The organism is Proteus sp. G2618 (genome assembly GCF_009915995.1).
Taxonomy (GTDB): Bacteria; Pseudomonadota; Gammaproteobacteria; order Enterobacterales; family Enterobacteriaceae; genus Proteus; species Proteus terrae.
Window position 1 is genome coordinate 58,261 of record NZ_JAABNI010000023.1, and the last position, 17,459, is coordinate 75,719.

Below are 17,459 nucleotides of genomic sequence, written 5' to 3' on the forward strand. Positions count from 1 at the left end.
GTACTTACTCTTTGTTTGAAGCGCTAATTTTTACTCTTAACAGTCTTACGGCATTGGCTGTTACCAGCGCTGTTGCCCCAGAGTCAGCAAGAACAGCAACCCAAAGCCCAGTAATTCCTAATAAGCTTGTTACTAAAAATATCGCTTTTAAACCAAGTGCTATCGTGATGTTTTCACGTATGATTTTACGTGTCGCACGAGATAACTTAATAATTTCAGGTAAGCCAGTTAAACGGTTATGCGTTAATGCTGCATCAGCTGTTTCAAGTGCAACGTCTGTACCGCTTCCCATTGCGACACCAATGGTTGCTGCCTTCATTGCTGGCGCATCATTGATACCATCGCCCACCATCATTGTGTTATGCGTTTTACTGATCTCCATGACTGAAGTCACTTTATCTTCAGGCAGTAATCCTGCTCGGAAATCCATACCTAGTTTTTTCGCAATAGCCGCGGCTGCTCTTGGATTATCACCTGTTAACATAACGGCATTGATGTTCATCTCTTTCAATAATTTCATTGATTCGACAGCGTCACTGCGTAAGGTATCTTGCATAGCAATAACACCGATAAACTGACTTTCTTTTAATACGACAACCACGGTTTTGCCTTCATCTTCAAGGCGTGCAACTTCTTGTTGCCACTGAGAAGAAAGTGAGGTGTCTTCTGATAATTGAGAAGGTGCACTCACCAGAATATGTTGGCTATTTAAATAACCTTCAATTCCTTTACCTGCTAGCGCTTTACGATCTTCTGCTTCAACAACAAGTACGCCTTCATCTTGTGCTTTATTGATAATGGCTCTGGCTAATGGGTGATGAGAGCCAATTTCTACGGATGAAGCAAAAGTCAGTACTTCTTTTTCATTAAATCCGGTTTCAGCCACCACATCAGTAACTTGAGGTTTGCCTTCGGTTAATGTGCCTGTTTTATCTAATGCGATAGTGTTAACAGTACCTAATTGCTCTAATGCTGCGCCACCTTTGATAAGCGCTCCACGTTTAGTTGCAGCCGCTAATGCTGAAGTGATGGCTGCTGGTGTTGAGATAACTAAAGCACAAGGACAACCAATGAGTAATAGAGTTAAACCGCGATAAATCCATGTTTCCCAAGGTTGTGAGAACAACAGTGGTGGAACTATGATAACCAGTGCAGAGAACAGCATAATCGCAGGTGTATAGTAACGACTAAAGCGATCAATAAAGCGTTCAATTGGGGCTCTACGCTCTTCTGCTTCTTCAATCAATTGCAAAATACGGTCGATAGCATTTTGCCCTTGTTCAGATACTACTTTCATCTGTACAGATCTATCGACAGATAAACAACCAGCAGCGACTTTTTCGCCTTGTAAACGCTCTACGGGTACGGATTCGCCCGTTAATGCACTTTCATCAAAGCTTGCAAACGTACTGACTAATTCCGCGTCTGTTGGCAAACGTGAACCCGGTGCAATCTCAATAATGTCGCCCGGACGTAATTGCGCAACTGGAACAGTTTGTTTTTTACCGTCTTTGACTAATGTTGCTTCTTCTGGCACTAATGCCATTAATGCACTCACACCACGACGAGCACGTCCTGCGGCATAAGACTCCAGCATTTCACCAATCATAAACAGCAAAATAACCATTGCTGCTTCTTCGGTTGCATTAATAAATAGTGCACCAATTGCAGCGACACTCATCAATGTTTCAATAGCAAACGGCGTACCACTGCGAATAAGTTGTAAGGACTTTTTCACAATGGGGAATAGACCAATTAAGGTTGTTGCAATAAAGGCGGCTCGACCTGCTTGGGGATCAATAACCTCGGCACCCCAGCTAATTGCCATCAAAAGCGCCAAAATAATCACATATGAGCTCTCTTTCAAGAAACTCTGCTTCACCACTTTTTGGGATTGAGGCGATGAGAGATCAAAAAGCTCGAAACCGGCACTGTTAATAGCCGCAATGACATCGGCGCGTAGATCACTATCAGCATCAACGACTAATTTTTCGGTGGCAAAAAGGACTTTTGCTTGTTTTACACCCGCAACTTTAAGTGCTGCTGTTTCAATTTTTTGAGCGCAACTTGGGCAATCCATACCTTGCACTTTCCAGCTAAAGCGCTGTTGTGCAATCTTTTCTGGCTCAATGTTAGAGACAGGGGCATTGATATCACAGCTTCCATGAGTGTGGTTGTGCCCATCATGGTTATGGTCGTGATCATGTTCGTGGGAGTGTCCGTGGTGGTGCTCATCCTCACATTCAGGATCACTTTTATCTATTTTGGTATGAGAATGTCCACTTTCAGTATGTGAGTGCGTACTATCATCTGAGTGACCTGAACAGCATTGAGAGCTTGAGCAGCAAGCATCGGTATGTTTATGGTTATCGTGTTGATGAGCATGTTTAGTCATAACTGGCTCTCCTTGTTCAACAAAGTAAAGTCTAAATTTATCTATCTGATAAGTACTTTACAGCTTGGAGTAGAGTCCAGAGTCAAGATACCGAAGGCATATTCATTGGCAAAAAGTGCGAATTAGGTTAAAAAATTAACCCCTTGATTTAAATATTTAAAACAAGGGGCTGGATTTAAACTAAAGGAACAGTGCTCTGACAATAAAGAAATGACCAATAAAATAACAGGCGCTGACAAGTCCTTTAGACGCTGAAAATGAGAAGCGGAAGCGATTGATTAGCCATATTGAGTAAGCAATTACTAACAATAATGAGCCAATCATTACTGATAAGTTATAATCATTACTTAAATAGAAGAATTTTTCACCTGCAATCCAAAACATAGCAAATGCAGCTAGTAAAGTTAGAGAGGCTGGAATAGCTAATTTATCGAGCTTTGTCCAAACAATGGCTAGAACGATAATGAAAGCAACAATAACGAATCCAAGTAAAGGAAGATAGAACGTGAGTTGTAATGGTAGTAAAAAACTCACCATATAAAGTATGTAACTTAGAAAAACTAAGGCAAGAGAAGGTAGTAAATACTTACCATCAAATATTCTTAAGATATCAGAAAGCAGTGTCGCTAATAACGCACCGACAATAAGGTAGCTATTAATATTGTGTTCGGGAACTTGCCATGCCCAGAGTAATAAAAGCAGTAGCGTGATAGGACGGAATAACCATCGTTGCCAATTAGGGCCTCGATATGCGGCATCGATATAAAGCCATCCGGAGAATAATACGGCGAGAAAAGGCCAACTCATAATATCTTCCTTATATTCAGAACTGTTTTATTATTCATAACAGAAAGATTAATTTAAGAATAGCGGTTAATGACGAAACTGATGGACTTATTAAAATAATATAAAGCACAATGTTTTTTAATCCATATAACGATAGGAATTAATGTAATGAATAAAGCGGCTATTTTAGGAATTGCGGTACTGGTGATTATTATAGCGTCAGCAACTTATCGTTTTTTCGAGCAAAGAAAACAGCGGATAAGTGACGATAATTCACCTGTTACACTCTATATGGTTGAAGTAATTGATAAAAAAGAAGTTGCAGCAAATGAACGACGTTCAAGAGAAAATGATGTAAATGGCCCAGAAACAACATATTATTATCAAGTGACCTTTCGTTTAACCACTGATGATCGTAAAGATTTAGTGTTAAAAATGGATAAATCATCTTATCAAAATATCGAACCTGAAATGAAAGGACGTTTGTTTATGCAAGGCAGTCGTTTTGTACAGTTTGAAACAGATATACCAATCGATGAACAAAATAATAAATAAGCGAAAGTGATTATAAGATTGGCAACCTCTGGGGTAGATGGGCAACCCCAGATAATTGCGAGGATATAACAATATTTACGGCTGTGGTTTAGTTTTATTCTTTTGTTTTTCTTCGTATTCTTTACGTAATTCTTTTTGTATTTTTAAGAGTTCAAAGATCCCAAAAAAGAAAATGCGAAACTGTAATGCCGTTGAGGGTTTTTGATCTTTAGGTTGTCCTGCTTTATACATAACGATTTGTAATCCATGCATAATCACCATAAAAATCAATGCAATATCCATAAAGTACTTTAGAGGCTTAGGAAATGGGGAAATAATATTTAAAAACAGAAAGCCCCAAACACCGACCATTAAAAATCGGCCAAAAAAGATTAACATAGCAGCTCCATAAAAAATTAAGCAGATAAACTGCGAATATAAAGACGATACGCGACTTGCCCTGCGATCTTCTCTCTATGTAATGTCCAATGAGTCGGAATTGTATAAGTCTGTGCTTTAACTTCTTCCTCAATATAAATATAGCAATCTTGCGCTAACCAACCGTTATTTTCTAATAATTGGATAGTGTCTGACAACATGCCTTTATGAAAAGGAGGATCTAAAAAAACGATATTATAAGGAGAACCTTGTTTAGCAAGATATGACAATGCACTGTCTTGAATGACATGCCCATTCTTGGCATTAAGTAAGATTAAATTTGCGGTAATTTGTTGGGCAACTGCACGTTCATATTCGATAAACGTGGTTTCACGAGCATAGCGAGAAAGAGCTTCAATACCTAAACCACCGCTTCCTGCAAAACAGTCGAGGCAACGAGCATCTTGGATAACGGGCATTAGCCAATTAAAGAGCGTTTCTTTTACTCTATCCGTCGTTGGTCGTAATCCTTGGCTATCGAGAACAGGAAGTTTACGACCACGCCATTTTCCCCCAATTATTCTGATTTGTCCCATTGGGGCTTTTTGTGGTTTTTTAGCCATATTATTTTGATTTATATCGTTTAAACGTGAGTTTTGGAGTGTCTTTTGGAATAAGGAATTCGTGTCTGTTGTTATCTCGATGACTTCCCTTGATTTAATCCGGAATAATTTACCATAAAATTCGTATAAAAGATGCGTTTATCCATGATCAAATGATAGACTTCATTATTATTTTCAATATCGTCAATGTAATCGCGCCATGATTTAGTGCGAGGAGTTTAGTAGCTAATGGCAAAAGAAAAAAAAGGTTTTTTCTCGTGGCTCGGTTTTGGGCGTAACAAAGAAGAAAATATTGAGCAAGAGAAAGAACAGCAACGCTTAGAAGAAGAGCGTTTAGAACAAGAACGTTTGGCAAAAGAAGCTCAAGAAGATGCGGCTCGCCAAGCGCAATTAGAAGCAGAGCAAGAACGTTTAGAAGCAGAACGCCAAGAAGCGCAACGTGTTATACAAGATAGATTGGCACAAGAAGCTGAAAAACAACGTTTAGAACAAGAGAAAGCCCAGCGCCAAGCAGAAATAGAAGCAGAGCAAGCGCGTTTAGAGGCAGAGCATGCAGAACAAGCTCGTTTAGCTCAAGAAGCACAAGCTCAACGCCTTGCGCAAGAAGAGGCACAGCGCCAAGCTGAACTTAAGGCGGAGCAAGAACGCTTAGAAGTACAACGCCAAGAAGCGGAGCGTGCAGAACAAGCTCGTCTAGCTCAAGAAGCACAAGCTCAACGCCTTGCGCAAGAAGAGGCACAGCGCCAAGCCGAACTTAAGGCGGAGCAAGAACGCTTAGAAGTACAACGCCAAGAAGCGGAGCGTGCAGAACAAGCTCGTCTAGCTCAAGAAGCTGAAGCTCAACGTCTAGCGCAAGAAGAGGCACAGCGCCAAGCCGAACTTAAGGCGGAGCAAGAACGCTTAGAAGCACAACGCCAAGAAGCGGAGCGTGCAGAACAAGCTCGTCTAGCTCAAGAAGCTGAAGCTCAACGTCTAGCGCAAGAAGAGGCACAGCGCCAAGCCGAACTTAAGGCGGAGCAAGAACGCTTAGAAGCACAACGCCAAGAAGCGGAGCGTGCAGAACAAGCTCGTCTAGCTCAAGAAGCTGAAGCTCAACGTCTAGCGCAAGAAGAAGCGCAGCGCCTAGAGCAAGAACGTCTAGCGCAAGAAGAAAACGAACGTCTCGCTATTGCGCAAGCAGAAGCTGAAGATATTGAATCTTTACGCGAAGAAGTGCTGGCAGATAAAGTTGTTGAACAAGAGAAACCTAAAAAAGAAGGTTTCTTTAGCCGACTGAAAAAAGGCTTGCTGAAAACTCGCCAAAACTTAGGTTCAGGATTTCTTGGTCTATTTCGGGGTAAGAAAATTGATGATGAGCTATTTGAAGAGTTAGAAGAGCAACTCTTAATTGCAGATGTGGGTATGGAAACCACAACTAAAATCATCACTAGTCTGACTAAACATGCCACTCATAAAGATCTTAAAGATGCTGAAGCCCTTTACGGTAAATTACGTGAAGAGATGGGCGATATTTTAAGTAAAGTCGATAAACCATTAAATATTGAAGGTAAAAAACCTTTTGTTATTTTAATGGTTGGCGTTAACGGCGTTGGTAAAACAACCACAATCGGAAAATTAGCGCGACAATACCAAGCTGAAGGTAAATCTGTCATGTTAGCTGCAGGTGATACATTCCGTGCAGCAGCGGTTGAACAGTTACAAGTTTGGGGGGAGCGTAATAATATCCCTGTTGTGGCACAACATACTGGTGCTGATCCTGCGTCTGTTATTTTTGATGCAATTCAGTCAGCCCAAGCAAAAGGTGTCGATGTTCTTATTGCTGATACCGCAGGACGATTGCAGAATAAATCCCATTTAATGGAAGAGCTGAAAAAAATCGTTCGTGTTATGAAAAAATTAGACGAAGAAGCACCACATGAGGTGATGCTGACGTTAGATGCAAGTACCGGACAAAATGCAGTTAGTCAGGCAAAACTCTTTAATGAAACAGTTGGGCTAACTGGATTAACATTGACTAAACTCGATGGTACAGCAAAAGGGGGCGTTATCTTCTCCATTGCTGATCAGTTTAGTATTCCTATCCGTTATATTGGGGTAGGTGAAGGTATTGAAGATCTACGTCCGTTTAAGGCCGACGATTTTATTGAGGCTCTGTTTGCCCGCGAGGAGTAGTTTTAATGATCCGCTTCGAACACGTCAGCAAGGCTTATTTAGGTGGAAGACAAGCATTACAGGGGGTTGATTTTCATCTTCGCCCTGGTGAAATGGCTTTTTTAACGGGTCACTCTGGTGCCGGTAAAAGTACATTGCTTAAGTTAATTTGTGGAATAGAACGCCCAAGTGATGGCGCTATTTGGTTTGCTGGTCACGATATCAGTAGACTCAAAAATAGTGAGATCCCTTTTCTTCGCCGTCAAATTGGGATGATCTTCCAAGATCACCACTTATTGATGGACAGAACGGTTTATGACAACGTTTCTCTTCCCCTGATTATTGCTGGTGCGAGTGAAGAGGATATTCGACGAAGAGTTTCAGCCGCTTTAGATAAAGTGGGACTATTGGATAAAGCCAAAAACTATCCTATACAACTCTCTGGTGGTGAACAACAGCGTGTCGGTATTGCGCGCGCTGTTGTGAATAAACCGACTGTTTTACTCGCAGATGAACCAACAGGTAACCTCGATGGTGAGCTTTCAGAAGGGATCATGCGCCTTTTTGAAGAGTTCAACCGTGTTGGTGTAACAGTGTTAATGGCGACGCACGATATGTCGCTGATAGAACGTAGAAATTATCGCATTCTTACATTAGGGCAAGGCAGAATGGTGGGAGGGCAAAATGGCTAAAGCAAAAAGTTCCCGTAAATCAATGCCAACGCCGGGTGCAAAAACCAAGGCGCTAAAAGGGGGAAGACGCGAACAGTGGCGCTATGCATGGCGTAATACGATGGCTGATTTTTTACGCCAACCGCTCTCCTCTTTTTTAACGGTAATGGTTGTTGCGATATCTCTTACCTTGCCTAGCATCTTTTATATTGTGTGGAAGAATGTCTCAACAGCGGCAGAACAATGGTATCCAACACCACAATTAACTGTTTATCTTGATAAATCTCTTGATGATTCATTAGCTGAAGCCACAATCAAAAAAATTGAAGCCTTAGAAAAAGTCGAAGATGTTAACTACCTTTCGCGACAAGATTCTCTGGTGGAATTTCGTTCTTGGGCTGGTTTTAGCAGTGCGTTAGATATGTTAGAAGAAAACCCATTACCTGCGGTGGCGATTGTGACACCCGTTATGGAGCCTAGCGATCAACAACTCATGGTGAATTTGCGTGATACAGTAGCGAAAATCCCCGGAGTTGATGAAGTAAGAATGGATGATAGCTGGTTTTCTCGGCTTTCAACGTTGACATCATTAGTTGGGCAAATCGCCTTGGTGATTGGTACATTGATGGTTGTTGCCTTGTTACTGGTGATTGGTAACAGTGTACGTCTCAATATTTTCAGTCGCCGTGACACCATTAATGTGATGAAACTTATTGGTGCAACTGACGGCTTTATTATGCGTCCATTCCTTAATTGGGGATTAATTCTAGGCTTTATTGGTGCCGTATTTGCCCTGATCTTTTCAGCTTTATTGGTGTGGAAGCTCTCTGATGTGGTTACTCAAGCCGCGACCGTGTTTGGGACTTCATTTTCTATTTCAGGATTAGGTTTTGATGAATCTATCATTCTTATTCTTGTTGCTATGACAATTGGTTGGCTTGCTGCATGGTTGACGACAATGCAACATTTACGTCAATTCACTCCAGAATAAATCAATTAGAGCGTTTTTATACTTATTCTCTAAATACTGAGAAGATATTTTTTATCAAGCTGGGTTACGTTAATATCGTCACCCAGCCATTTTATCGACGCCCCGTCTCTGGCATAATAATGCGTGCACTCTTTTCTATGATAAGGCAACTGTCATATTGGCTTCGGTGATAGAAAAGTACAAAGATATGTAAACATAGATGCGAGATGAACCTTTAGTCTTTATGCTGGTCAAATAGTCGTTATGATAAAAACACATCGTAAAAAACCTTAACTGACTTCCTATTTAAGCTATATTTAGAAGGCTCATCTACTTTCCCTTACAGCATTAATTTTAATTATTTATTTGATTTTTATGAGGATTTGAATGACAAAAGAAATGCAATCCTTAGCATTGGTTCCGCAAGGCAGCATCGAAGCGTATATACGTGCAGCCAATTCCTATCCGATGTTAACCGCAGAGGAAGAAAAGGAACTCGCTGAACGGCTGCATTACGATGGTGACTTGGATGCGGCAAGAACGCTTATCCTTTCACATCTGCGCTTCGTTATTCATGTTGCTCGCAGCTATTCAGGTTATGGCTTACCACAAGCTGATCTTATCCAAGAAGGTAATATTGGTCTGATGAAAGCTGTTCGTCGTTTTAACCCAGAAGTGGGTGTTCGACTGGTCTCTTTTGCTGTGCATTGGATCAAAGCTGAAATTCACGAATATGTGTTACGTAACTGGCGTATCGTGAAAGTCGCGACTACAAAATCACAACGTAAACTGTTTTTTAATCTGCGAAAAAATAAAAAGCGTTTAGGTTGGTTTAATCAAGATGAAGTGGAACTTGTTGCAAGGGAGTTAGGCGTATCAGAAAGTGATGTCCGAGAAATGGAATCACGAATGTCAGCACAAGATATGGCATTTGATATGACTGCTGATGATAGTGATGATTCACATTCTATCGCCCCTGTACTCTTCTTAGAAGATAAGTCTTCTGATTTTGCCGACAGCATTGAAGAAGATAATTGGGATAACCATGCAACGGATAAACTCACGTTAGCAATTGAAACTCTTGATGAACGTAGCCAAGATATTATTCGTGCTCGTTGGTTAGATGATGATAACAAATCGACATTGCAAGACTTGGCGACAAAATATGGTGTTTCTGCTGAACGTGTTCGCCAATTAGAAAAAAATGCGATGAAGAAATTGCGTTTAGCGATTGAAGATTAATCACATTTCAGACCAAGCACACTCTCTCATAAAGTAGAGTATGTTATAAAAGCGATATGAAAATATCGCTTTTTTATTGCTTGGAGAAAAAAACGTGAAAATAGTTATCGCCCCTGATTCTTTTAAAGAAAGTTTAAGTGCGAAAGATGTTGCGCTGGCAATAAAACAGGGATTTTCACGTTATTTACCCAATGCGCAATATTGTTGTATTCCTATGGCGGATGGCGGCGAAGGAACAGTGACATCGCTGGTGGATGCAACGCAAGGCCGTTTTATATCGACACCAGTGTGTTCACCCTTAGGTAAACAAGTAACTGCAAATTGGGGGCTTTTAGGGGATAACACCACTGCTGTGATTGAAATGGCACAAGCTTCAGGTCTTCATCTTATTCCTTCATCTCAACGTGATCCTAATTTAACGACCAGTTATGGTACGGGTGAATTAATTAATGCTGCACTTGAAATGGGCGTTAAAAAAATCATATTGGGATTAGGTGGAAGTGCCACAAATGACGCGGGTGCAGGAATGATGCAAGCGCTCGGTCTAGGTCTTAAAGATAAGTTTGGTACATCTTTGCCTTTTGGTGGACTCGCATTAGCACAACTTCACTCTATTGATATCACGACTCTTAATCCTAAACTAAAAAATATTGAAATTGAGATTGCCTGCGATGTAACAAATCCGTTGTGTGGAGAGAAAGGGGCATCCGCTATTTTTGGTCCTCAAAAAGGAGCGACCAAAGACGATATTGCGCAACTTGATAATGCATTACACCATTTTGGTACTTATCTTGAGAAAATGACGCAACGTAGTCTTATCAATATTGCAGGAAGTGGTGCGGCAGGAGGATTAGCTTTACCTTTGCTTGCATTTACGCAAGCAACACTTTCGCAAGGCGTTGAATTGGTAGCTAACGCTGTTGAATTAGAAAAACAGTTAATTGATGCGGATTTGGTAATAACAGGTGAAGGTCGAATGGATAGCCAATCGGCACAAGGTAAAACGCCAACAGGCGTTGCTTTGCTTGCAAAAAAATACCACCTTCCAGTTATTGCTTTGGTTGGTGGCTATTTACCTGATTATGATGTAGTTCATCAGCAGGGTATTGATGCTGTTTTCTCTATTGTACCGGGTGTTTCTACACTAGCTGATGCACTTCATGATGCGCAAAAGAATTTGAGTGAGACGGCTTATAATGTAGCTAGACTTTATACTACTCGTCATACTTCAAGTTGTAGCGTTGTTGACTACACTCACTCGCACTAGTCACATACTTGTGTATGCTCCTAGCGACTCGTTCATTTGTCGCCTAGCTACATCTTGAATTATTTAGAGTATCCTTTGAATTATTTAGAACATAAAGATCAGATTGTGGTGGTGCACTAAATTGATGATGTGCTAAAAAAGCATGAGCAATATCATACCCGCTTTCTTCCGCTGATAAGCTTATTGCCTGCCAATGGTGAATATCAGGATAGGCAGATAAGCATTGTGTCAGTAAATAATGCCCAACACCGCGACGGCGTGTCACTTCTCTGACCATAAAGTCAGTAATAACCGCTTTTTTATCCGATAATTTAACCCAGCAAGCCGCTAATAATCGCTCATTAAATCTAGCGGCAAAGAGTACATTTTCGTTGTTGATCTCGTTTTTTAGGGCTGATTGATAACGTACATTTTGCCAAATTTTGCCTAAATCAATACGGTCTTGTTCTGAGAGTTGTGTCAGTTTTTCAATGGTCAGTTTCATTAAATATCCTGTTAGTTTGCAGTTTGTTTTTTTTCTTTTAATGAAGACATTAAGGTCTTAATGGTGAAACACAATGCCAAACTCGTTAAGATCACACAAGAATAAAAGACATACTCATAATTATTGTCAGTCACAAAATAGACCGAAATCATAGGTCCTGCCGCCATTCCACAATAACGAATAAAGTTATAAATCCCCATTGCAGTTGCTCTCATCGAGCCAAAATAACTTGCTAATAATGTCGTGTGCGTTGGCATGGTTAAGCCTAAAGAAAGCCCATATAACACGGTTAAACCAAGCATTATTGGTAGTGAGATTTGCCAAAATAGTGCAAATAACGCCAACATAATCAAATTGATACAAGAGGTGAATATCACTCCATATTCAACACTAAATAGATGGCAAACTTTACGATAGAGATAGCTACCTAAAATAAGCGCAATCGACATTGGTACATATAATCCACCAATTTCAGTACTGTTTAACTGATAGAGATGAAAGGCAATCAAAGGTAAAAATACCAAGAGGCAAAAATAGTTATAAAACACCATAAAACTCATGACAAACACGGATTTACCCGCAGGCGCGGTGAGCACTTGTTGCATTGCCGATAAGCTTTTAAAGGTTTCTTTCTGTTCAGGACGTGTTTCAGGTAAATAAAAGAGATGAGTAATAAGCAATATGATACCTACAACCGCTAAGAAAATAAAAATGCCTTGATATTGATAATGTTGCGCTAAATATCCCCCTAATAATGGGCCACAGGCAGGCGCTAATGCTAATAGCATTTGATACGATCCCATTGCTTTTGCGCGATCGTTTCCTCGATAAAGATCGCCAAGAATAGTAGCAGCAACCACGGGAATGGCTGCAATACCGATAGCTTGGATCACACGCCAAAAAATTAATAAGTTTATAGAGTCAGACCAAATACAACCCAATGCACCCACAATAGAAACGGCTAATCCACTGAGTAAAATTGGTTTTCTTCCCCATTTATCAATCAATGAACCATAAAATAGTTGCATAACAGCCATCGCAAAAGTAAATGCAGATACTGTCAGATTAACCAGTGATAACGTGGTATTAAATTGCTGTTGGATCAAGGGAAGTACAGGGGTATAAATATTTTGTGCTAAAGAGCTTAATAGTGCGCTAAAGCAAATGAGATAAAACAAACTGCGGATTGATAATTTCATTACATTGCCTCTTGTTATCTATTTTGTTTCCATGGAAACAAAATAGATAATAGCGATATTTTGATTGTTGTAAATACTTTTGATACTATTTTATAAAATATTTTTTCCAAGGAAACAAAATGGCAAAAGAGAATGTCACAACACAAGATTTACTAAAAGGATTAAGTGATTTTTTGCATCTTAAAGATGAGCGAGCTGATAGTAACCATAAAAAAGTATTAGAAGAGAATGGGTTAGATAATTATTCACTTACAGAGTTGCATGTGATCCATTGTATTGGTGAAGAGAGTATGAGAAATCTCACAACCATCAGTGAATATATGTCTATGACACGAGGGGCTGTCTCAAAAATTTGTAGTCGCCTACAAAAGAAGGGAGCTATTGAAAAAATAAAGTTGGCAGATAATCAAAAAGAAATATTTTTTATCTTAACAGCTGAGGGAGAGTGTCTTTTTCATGCTCATGAGGTGTTACATCAACAATCTCAAGAAAAATGGTCTGCGTTATTTGAGCAATATGACCAACAAGAGAGAATGGCAATTAAACGCTTTCTTAGCGATGTTGTGGGGCGTTTTCGTCATTCGTAACAGATAAACTTGAAAAGAGAAACCCCCCATACCATGAGATATAGGGGCAAGATAATTATTTCTTATCTTCAGCGATACGATTACGGATATTATCCGCACGCTCTTTTGACGGTGGGTGAGAATCAAACATACTTGAATCACCACCACCTAATTTAGCGAGTTTCTCAAAGCCTGTAACTAAGCCAGCAGTATTTACACCACGTTTTTTTAGTAGATCATAAGAGAAGTTGTCAGCTTCTGATTCTTGGTGCTGAGAGAACTGGGCGTTAATTAATTTTTGACCCATTTCAGCTAATTGTGAGCTACTTAATTGTGCTGCAACGCCACCTGCTGATGCTGCTGCTGTACGTGCAGCAACTGTTGCGTGAGCAACTTGAATTGCTTTACGGGTATGACCTAAAGCAACGTGACCCATTTCATGACCTAAAACGCCTTCAACTTCGTTATCAGTCATCATGTCCATTAAACCACTGTAAACACGCACGCAGCCGTTAGCCATAGCCCATGCATTTACATCTTTAGTCATGTAAACTTTGTAATTTACTGGTGTGCCATTAACTTCATTACCTAATGCTTTAGCGATGTTATTTAAGCGTTTGGTGTAAGTGCTATTGGCTGGAGCAACTTTATTTTGTGCATCCATCTCTTTACAAGCATCATTCGTTAACGCTTTGATATCGTCATCGCTTAATGTCGCTGCTTGGAAAAGTTGAGTCCCTGATTTGGTCAGCATATCTGTATTCATGTTTTGGCAACCAGAAAGTAGCGCTGCTGATACCATCACCGTAGCAAGTAATTTAATTTTCATTTTTAATTAAGTCCTTTTCTGCTTTGCAGTTTATATAATTGCAGATTAAATTCGAGCAGAAGAATAACAGCGCTTATCTATCGGTGCAATATAAGCATTTTATGTGAGAAATATTATCTCAATATATATTCTTCTCTTTTTCAGCATAATTGTATTATTTCTTATCTTCTTAATAGAAAGAAAAAAACGGATTAATAATTTTAACTTCTTTAAATTTAAGAGAATTAATTGATAAATTAAACTTGAGAAGGTAAGTTTTCTTGATGTAAATATTATATAAATCATTTAATTGTACTCACTTTAAGAGTGAGTAAATTTGTTTTTCACTTATTTGGAATAATATGAAACTAACAGTGTGCTTAGAGATGATTTTTATTTGTTTAATTCTGACAAATTTTATATTTTTAATATTTATTGCTTGGTGGTAAATAAATAGCGACGTTTAAAACATCGCTATTCAGATTAAACCGAAAATGAATAAAGTGATATCAGCGCTTTATGACACCATTAATTCATTAATAAGCATAAAAGGGCGATCAATGCGCTTCCCTGATTGTTGATTAAAGAAATGAAGATTTTCCGGGTGAATGGTAAGACCAATTTTATTGCCAATTTTCACACCATGATCGTTTGGCGCACGAATAACGAGAGGTTGTTTCTGTTTATCGCAAGTGGTTGCATAAATTAAAACATCTGCACCAAGTGCTTCAATAAACTCCACATCAACATGAAAAAGAGGATGTTGATGGCTAATAATCAAATGTTCAGGACGTAAACCCAATTTAATGGCTTGATAAGGAAAGTGCTGAGATGAAACGGAAATATGCCCATCAGCGACTTCAATCACACCATGATTAATCGGAGTATCTAAGATATTCATTGCTGGTGAGCCCATAAACGTAGCCACAAATACGGAGGCCGGGCTTTCATAAATATCTAACGGTGTGCCTACTTGCTCTATATTTCCTTGATTTAAAACCACCAGTTTATCAGCTAATGTCATCGCTTCTACTTGATCGTGTGTCACATAAATAGAGGTTGTGGAGAGTTTTCGCTGTAATTTTTTGATCTCCAAACGCATCTGCACCCGTAATTTGGCATCAAGGTTAGAAAGAGGTTCATCAAATAAAAAGACTTTAGGATCACGAACGATGGCTCTTCCCATAGCGACACGTTGTCGCTGCCCACCTGATAGTTCTTTGGGTTTTCTATCAAGTAAATGGTTGATCTCCAGCATTTGGGCGGCATTGGTAACGAGTTCTTCAATCTTTGCTTTGGGTGTTTTTCGATTACGTAAGCCATATGCCATATTGTTATAGACCGACATATGAGGATAAAGAGCATAGTTTTGAAACACCATAGCAATATCACGTTCACTAGGTTCATGCTCATTAACTCGTAAATTATCAATAAATAAATCACCTTGTGTAATGGTTTCTAACCCTGCAATCATTCGCAGTAAAGTCGATTTACCACAACCGCTTGGGCCGACTAATACCACCATTTCACCTTGCTCAATAGAAAGATTTAATTTTGAAATAGCTTGATGACCATTTGGATAACACTTTTCTAAATTTGTGAGAGTGACGGTTGTCATGTTATTTCTCCGTATCAATAAAGCCTTTTACAAAGGCTCTTTGCATCAAAATGACAATAAGGACGGGAGGCAACATTGCAATTAATGTGGTTGCCATGATCTTATTCCACTCAACAACACCATCAGAAACCGCAACCATCTGTTTAATGCCCATGACAATGGTGTAGTAGTGAGTATCTGTTGTGATCAACATTGGCCAAAGATATTGGTTCCAGCCATAAATAAAGGTGATGACAAATAGGGCGGCGATATTGGTGCGAGAAAGAGGAAGTAAGATGGTGAAAAAGAATTTAATAGGGCCTGCACCATCAATTTTAGCGGCTTCAATTAATTCAGGAGTAATGGTAAGAAAGAATTGGCGAAATAAAAAGGTGGCTGTGGCACTGGCAATTAATGGAATGGTTAAACCTGCATAAGAGTTCAACATATTGAGATTAGTGACAACCTCAAATGTGGGCATAATGCGAACTTCAACAGGTAGCATTAACGTAAAAAAGATAGTCCAAAAGGCCAACATTCTTCCCGGAAAACGAAAGAAAACGACGGCGTATGCCGATAAAATTGAGATCGTTAATTTCCCGATGGTGATCACTAACGCCATAATTAATGAATTCAATAACATGCTATTAATTGAGATAGCGCTATTTTGCGTAGTGCCTGCTTGTGAAAATATTGATTTAATAATATTGAAGCCTTCAGTACCAAACCAAAGAGGAGAACCAGTAGCAAATTCGGTGTTTTGATGTGTTGTTGCCACAAGTGCAATCCAGACAGGGAATGCAACAGAAAGAATGCCAACAATAAGAATAAAGTGGCAAAAAGCATGAAATAAAGGTCTACGTTCAACCATCAGTAAGCCACCTTTTTCTCAACATAGCGAAATTGAATAATGGTTAAGATCGCGACAATAAACATCAAAATAACAGATTGTGCGGCGGAAGAGCCTAAATCTAATCCCACAAATCCATCGTTATAGACCTTATAAACCAGTGTTGATGTGCTACTTCCGGGACCACCTTGTGTCATCGCGTGAATAATGGCGAAAGTATCAAAGAAGGCATAAGCAAAATTAACCACAAGTAAGAAAAAGGTGGTAGGAGAAATTAAAGGAAAACTGATCGTTATAAAACGCTTAATCGGGCCACTACCATCGATAGCGGCTGCTTCTAAAAGTGATTTAGGTACAGATTGTAATGCGGCGAGAAAAAACAGAAAGTTATAACTCACTTGTTTCCATGTCGCTGTTAAAATCACCATCCACATAGCATGATGTGTATTCAGTACAGGGTCCCAATTAATGCCTATTTTCTTTAATTGTTGGCTTAATACGCCAATCGTGGGATCAAGCATAAATAACCAAAGAAAGCCTGCAATAACAGGGGCAATGGCATAGGGTGAAATTAAAATGGTGCGATAAAACAGCTTACCTCGCAAAATTTGTTCGGCAATACCCGCTAAAACCAGCGCTGATAGCATAGATAAAAATACAACACTAGTACTGAAAATAAGCGTCGTGATCAAACTATCAAAATAATAACGATTGCTAAAAAGTCGATGAAAATTTTCAAAACCGACAAATTCTCGACTCAGTCCAAATGCATCTTCTAATTGGAATGACTGAAAGAAAGCTTGCCCAGCAGGCCAAATAAAAAAGATAAGCGTGATAGCTAATTGAGGAAAAATCAGCGCTAGAGGTAACCATTTTTGTTTGAAATAAATGGATTGAGAAGCCATACAATATCCAGTAAATCGATAAAAATAGAAGGC

General features: G+C 39.5%; 17 protein-coding genes. 7 read left to right on the forward strand and 10 right to left on the reverse strand.

The features are described 5' to 3' along the window. Nucleotides 1-4 precede the first annotated feature (4 nt). Together GWJ01_RS12425 and GWJ01_RS12430 are read right to left on the reverse strand one after the other, a co-directional pair. Nucleotides 5-2,395 carry a zinc/cadmium/mercury/lead-transporting ATPase gene (locus GWJ01_RS12425; RefSeq protein WP_109402844.1) on the reverse strand — a complete coding sequence of 797 codons (2,391 nt, stop codon included), beginning with the start codon at nucleotides 2,393-2,395 and terminating at the stop codon, nucleotides 5-7. A 180-nt stretch (nucleotides 2,396-2,575) separates the two neighbouring features. Next, nucleotides 2,576-3,202 (reverse strand): lysoplasmalogenase, encoded by a 627-nt coding sequence (locus GWJ01_RS12430; RefSeq protein ID WP_109402843.1) that lies wholly within the window; start codon nucleotides 3,200-3,202, stop codon nucleotides 2,576-2,578. A 147-nt stretch (nucleotides 3,203-3,349) separates the two neighbouring features. Here GWJ01_RS12430 and GWJ01_RS12435 point away from each other — a divergent pair, with 147 nt between their 5' ends. After that, nucleotides 3,350-3,736, forward strand: a complete 387-nt coding sequence (locus tag GWJ01_RS12435; RefSeq protein ID WP_193528611.1) for a DUF2500 domain-containing protein — start codon at nucleotides 3,350-3,352, stop codon at nucleotides 3,734-3,736. A gap of 75 nt (nucleotides 3,737-3,811) precedes the next feature. Here GWJ01_RS12435 and GWJ01_RS12440 read toward each other — a convergent pair whose 3' ends face one another. Beyond that, nucleotides 3,812-4,114 (reverse strand): DUF1145 family protein, encoded by a 303-nt coding sequence (locus GWJ01_RS12440; protein ID WP_075672964.1) that lies wholly within the window; start codon nucleotides 4,112-4,114, stop codon nucleotides 3,812-3,814. 17 nt (nucleotides 4,115-4,131) lie between these two features. Then, a complete protein-coding gene (gene rsmD / locus GWJ01_RS12445; protein ID WP_109402841.1) occupies nucleotides 4,132-4,716 on the reverse strand; it encodes a 16S rRNA (guanine(966)-N(2))-methyltransferase in 585 nt (194 codons plus the stop codon). A gap of 228 nt (nucleotides 4,717-4,944) precedes the next feature. On the opposite strand from rsmD, the gene ftsY reads away from it, so the two are divergent. The 5 genes from ftsY (at nucleotide 4,945) to GWJ01_RS12470 (ending at nucleotide 11,017) form a co-directional block, all read left to right on the forward strand. Next, nucleotides 4,945-6,888 carry a signal recognition particle-docking protein FtsY gene (gene ftsY, locus GWJ01_RS12450; protein WP_161711154.1) on the forward strand — a complete coding sequence of 648 codons (1,944 nt, stop codon included), beginning with the start codon at nucleotides 4,945-4,947 and terminating at the stop codon, nucleotides 6,886-6,888. A gap of 5 nt (nucleotides 6,889-6,893) precedes the next feature. Further along, nucleotides 6,894-7,559, forward strand: a complete 666-nt coding sequence (gene ftsE / locus GWJ01_RS12455) for a cell division ATP-binding protein FtsE (RefSeq protein ID WP_023583735.1) — start codon at nucleotides 6,894-6,896, stop codon at nucleotides 7,557-7,559. Continuing rightward, nucleotides 7,552-8,529: a permease-like cell division protein FtsX gene (gene ftsX, locus GWJ01_RS12460; RefSeq protein ID WP_098941243.1), complete on the forward strand. Its 978-nt coding sequence runs from the start codon at nucleotides 7,552-7,554 to the stop codon at nucleotides 8,527-8,529. Before ftsE ends, ftsX begins: the two co-directional genes overlap by 8 nt. Nucleotides 8,530-8,895: 366 nt before the next feature. Beyond that, nucleotides 8,896-9,750, forward strand: a complete 855-nt coding sequence (gene rpoH, locus GWJ01_RS12465; protein WP_109393090.1) for an RNA polymerase sigma factor RpoH — start codon at nucleotides 8,896-8,898, stop codon at nucleotides 9,748-9,750. A gap of 94 nt (nucleotides 9,751-9,844) precedes the next feature. Then, nucleotides 9,845-11,017: a glycerate kinase gene (locus tag GWJ01_RS12470; RefSeq protein ID WP_161711155.1), complete on the forward strand. Its 1,173-nt coding sequence runs from the start codon at nucleotides 9,845-9,847 to the stop codon at nucleotides 11,015-11,017. A gap of 43 nt (nucleotides 11,018-11,060) precedes the next feature. Here the strand turns inward: GWJ01_RS12470 and panM are convergent, their stop codons facing one another. Together panM and GWJ01_RS12480 are read right to left on the reverse strand one after the other, a co-directional pair. Next, entirely contained in the window at nucleotides 11,061-11,501 is a 441-nt protein-coding gene (panM, locus tag GWJ01_RS12475) for an aspartate 1-decarboxylase autocleavage activator PanM (protein WP_161711156.1), read from the reverse strand. An 11-nt stretch (nucleotides 11,502-11,512) separates the two neighbouring features. Beyond that, nucleotides 11,513-12,700, reverse strand: a complete 1,188-nt coding sequence (locus GWJ01_RS12480; protein ID WP_161711157.1) for an MFS transporter — start codon at nucleotides 12,698-12,700, stop codon at nucleotides 11,513-11,515. Nucleotides 12,701-12,819: 119 nt separating this feature from the next. Between GWJ01_RS12480 and GWJ01_RS12485 the strand changes: the two genes are divergently transcribed. Beyond that, entirely contained in the window at nucleotides 12,820-13,287 is a 468-nt protein-coding gene (locus tag GWJ01_RS12485) for a MarR family transcriptional regulator (RefSeq protein ID WP_109401376.1), read from the forward strand. A 55-nt stretch (nucleotides 13,288-13,342) separates the two neighbouring features. On the opposite strand, the gene GWJ01_RS12490 is transcribed toward GWJ01_RS12485, so the two are convergent. The 4 genes from GWJ01_RS12490 to ugpA form a co-directional block, all read right to left on the reverse strand. After that, nucleotides 13,343-14,095 (reverse strand): M48 family metallopeptidase, encoded by a 753-nt coding sequence (locus GWJ01_RS12490; RefSeq protein WP_109393095.1) that lies wholly within the window; start codon nucleotides 14,093-14,095, stop codon nucleotides 13,343-13,345. Between the two features lie 496 nt (nucleotides 14,096-14,591). After that, nucleotides 14,592-15,692, reverse strand: a complete 1,101-nt coding sequence (locus GWJ01_RS12495; RefSeq protein ID WP_161711158.1) for a sn-glycerol-3-phosphate import ATP-binding protein UgpC — start codon at nucleotides 15,690-15,692, stop codon at nucleotides 14,592-14,594. Between the two features lies 1 nt (nucleotide 15,693). Further along, complete coding sequence (gene ugpE, locus GWJ01_RS12500) at nucleotides 15,694-16,542, reverse strand: sn-glycerol-3-phosphate ABC transporter permease UgpE (RefSeq protein WP_109393097.1); 849 nt, start codon at nucleotides 16,540-16,542, stop codon at nucleotides 15,694-15,696. After that, nucleotides 16,542-17,426, reverse strand: coding sequence for a sn-glycerol-3-phosphate ABC transporter permease UgpA (ugpA, locus tag GWJ01_RS12505; protein ID WP_109393098.1), 885 nt, complete (start codon nucleotides 17,424-17,426; stop codon nucleotides 16,542-16,544). The genes ugpE and ugpA overlap by 1 nt, the downstream gene beginning before the upstream one ends. Between the last annotated feature and the right edge of the window lie 33 nt (nucleotides 17,427-17,459).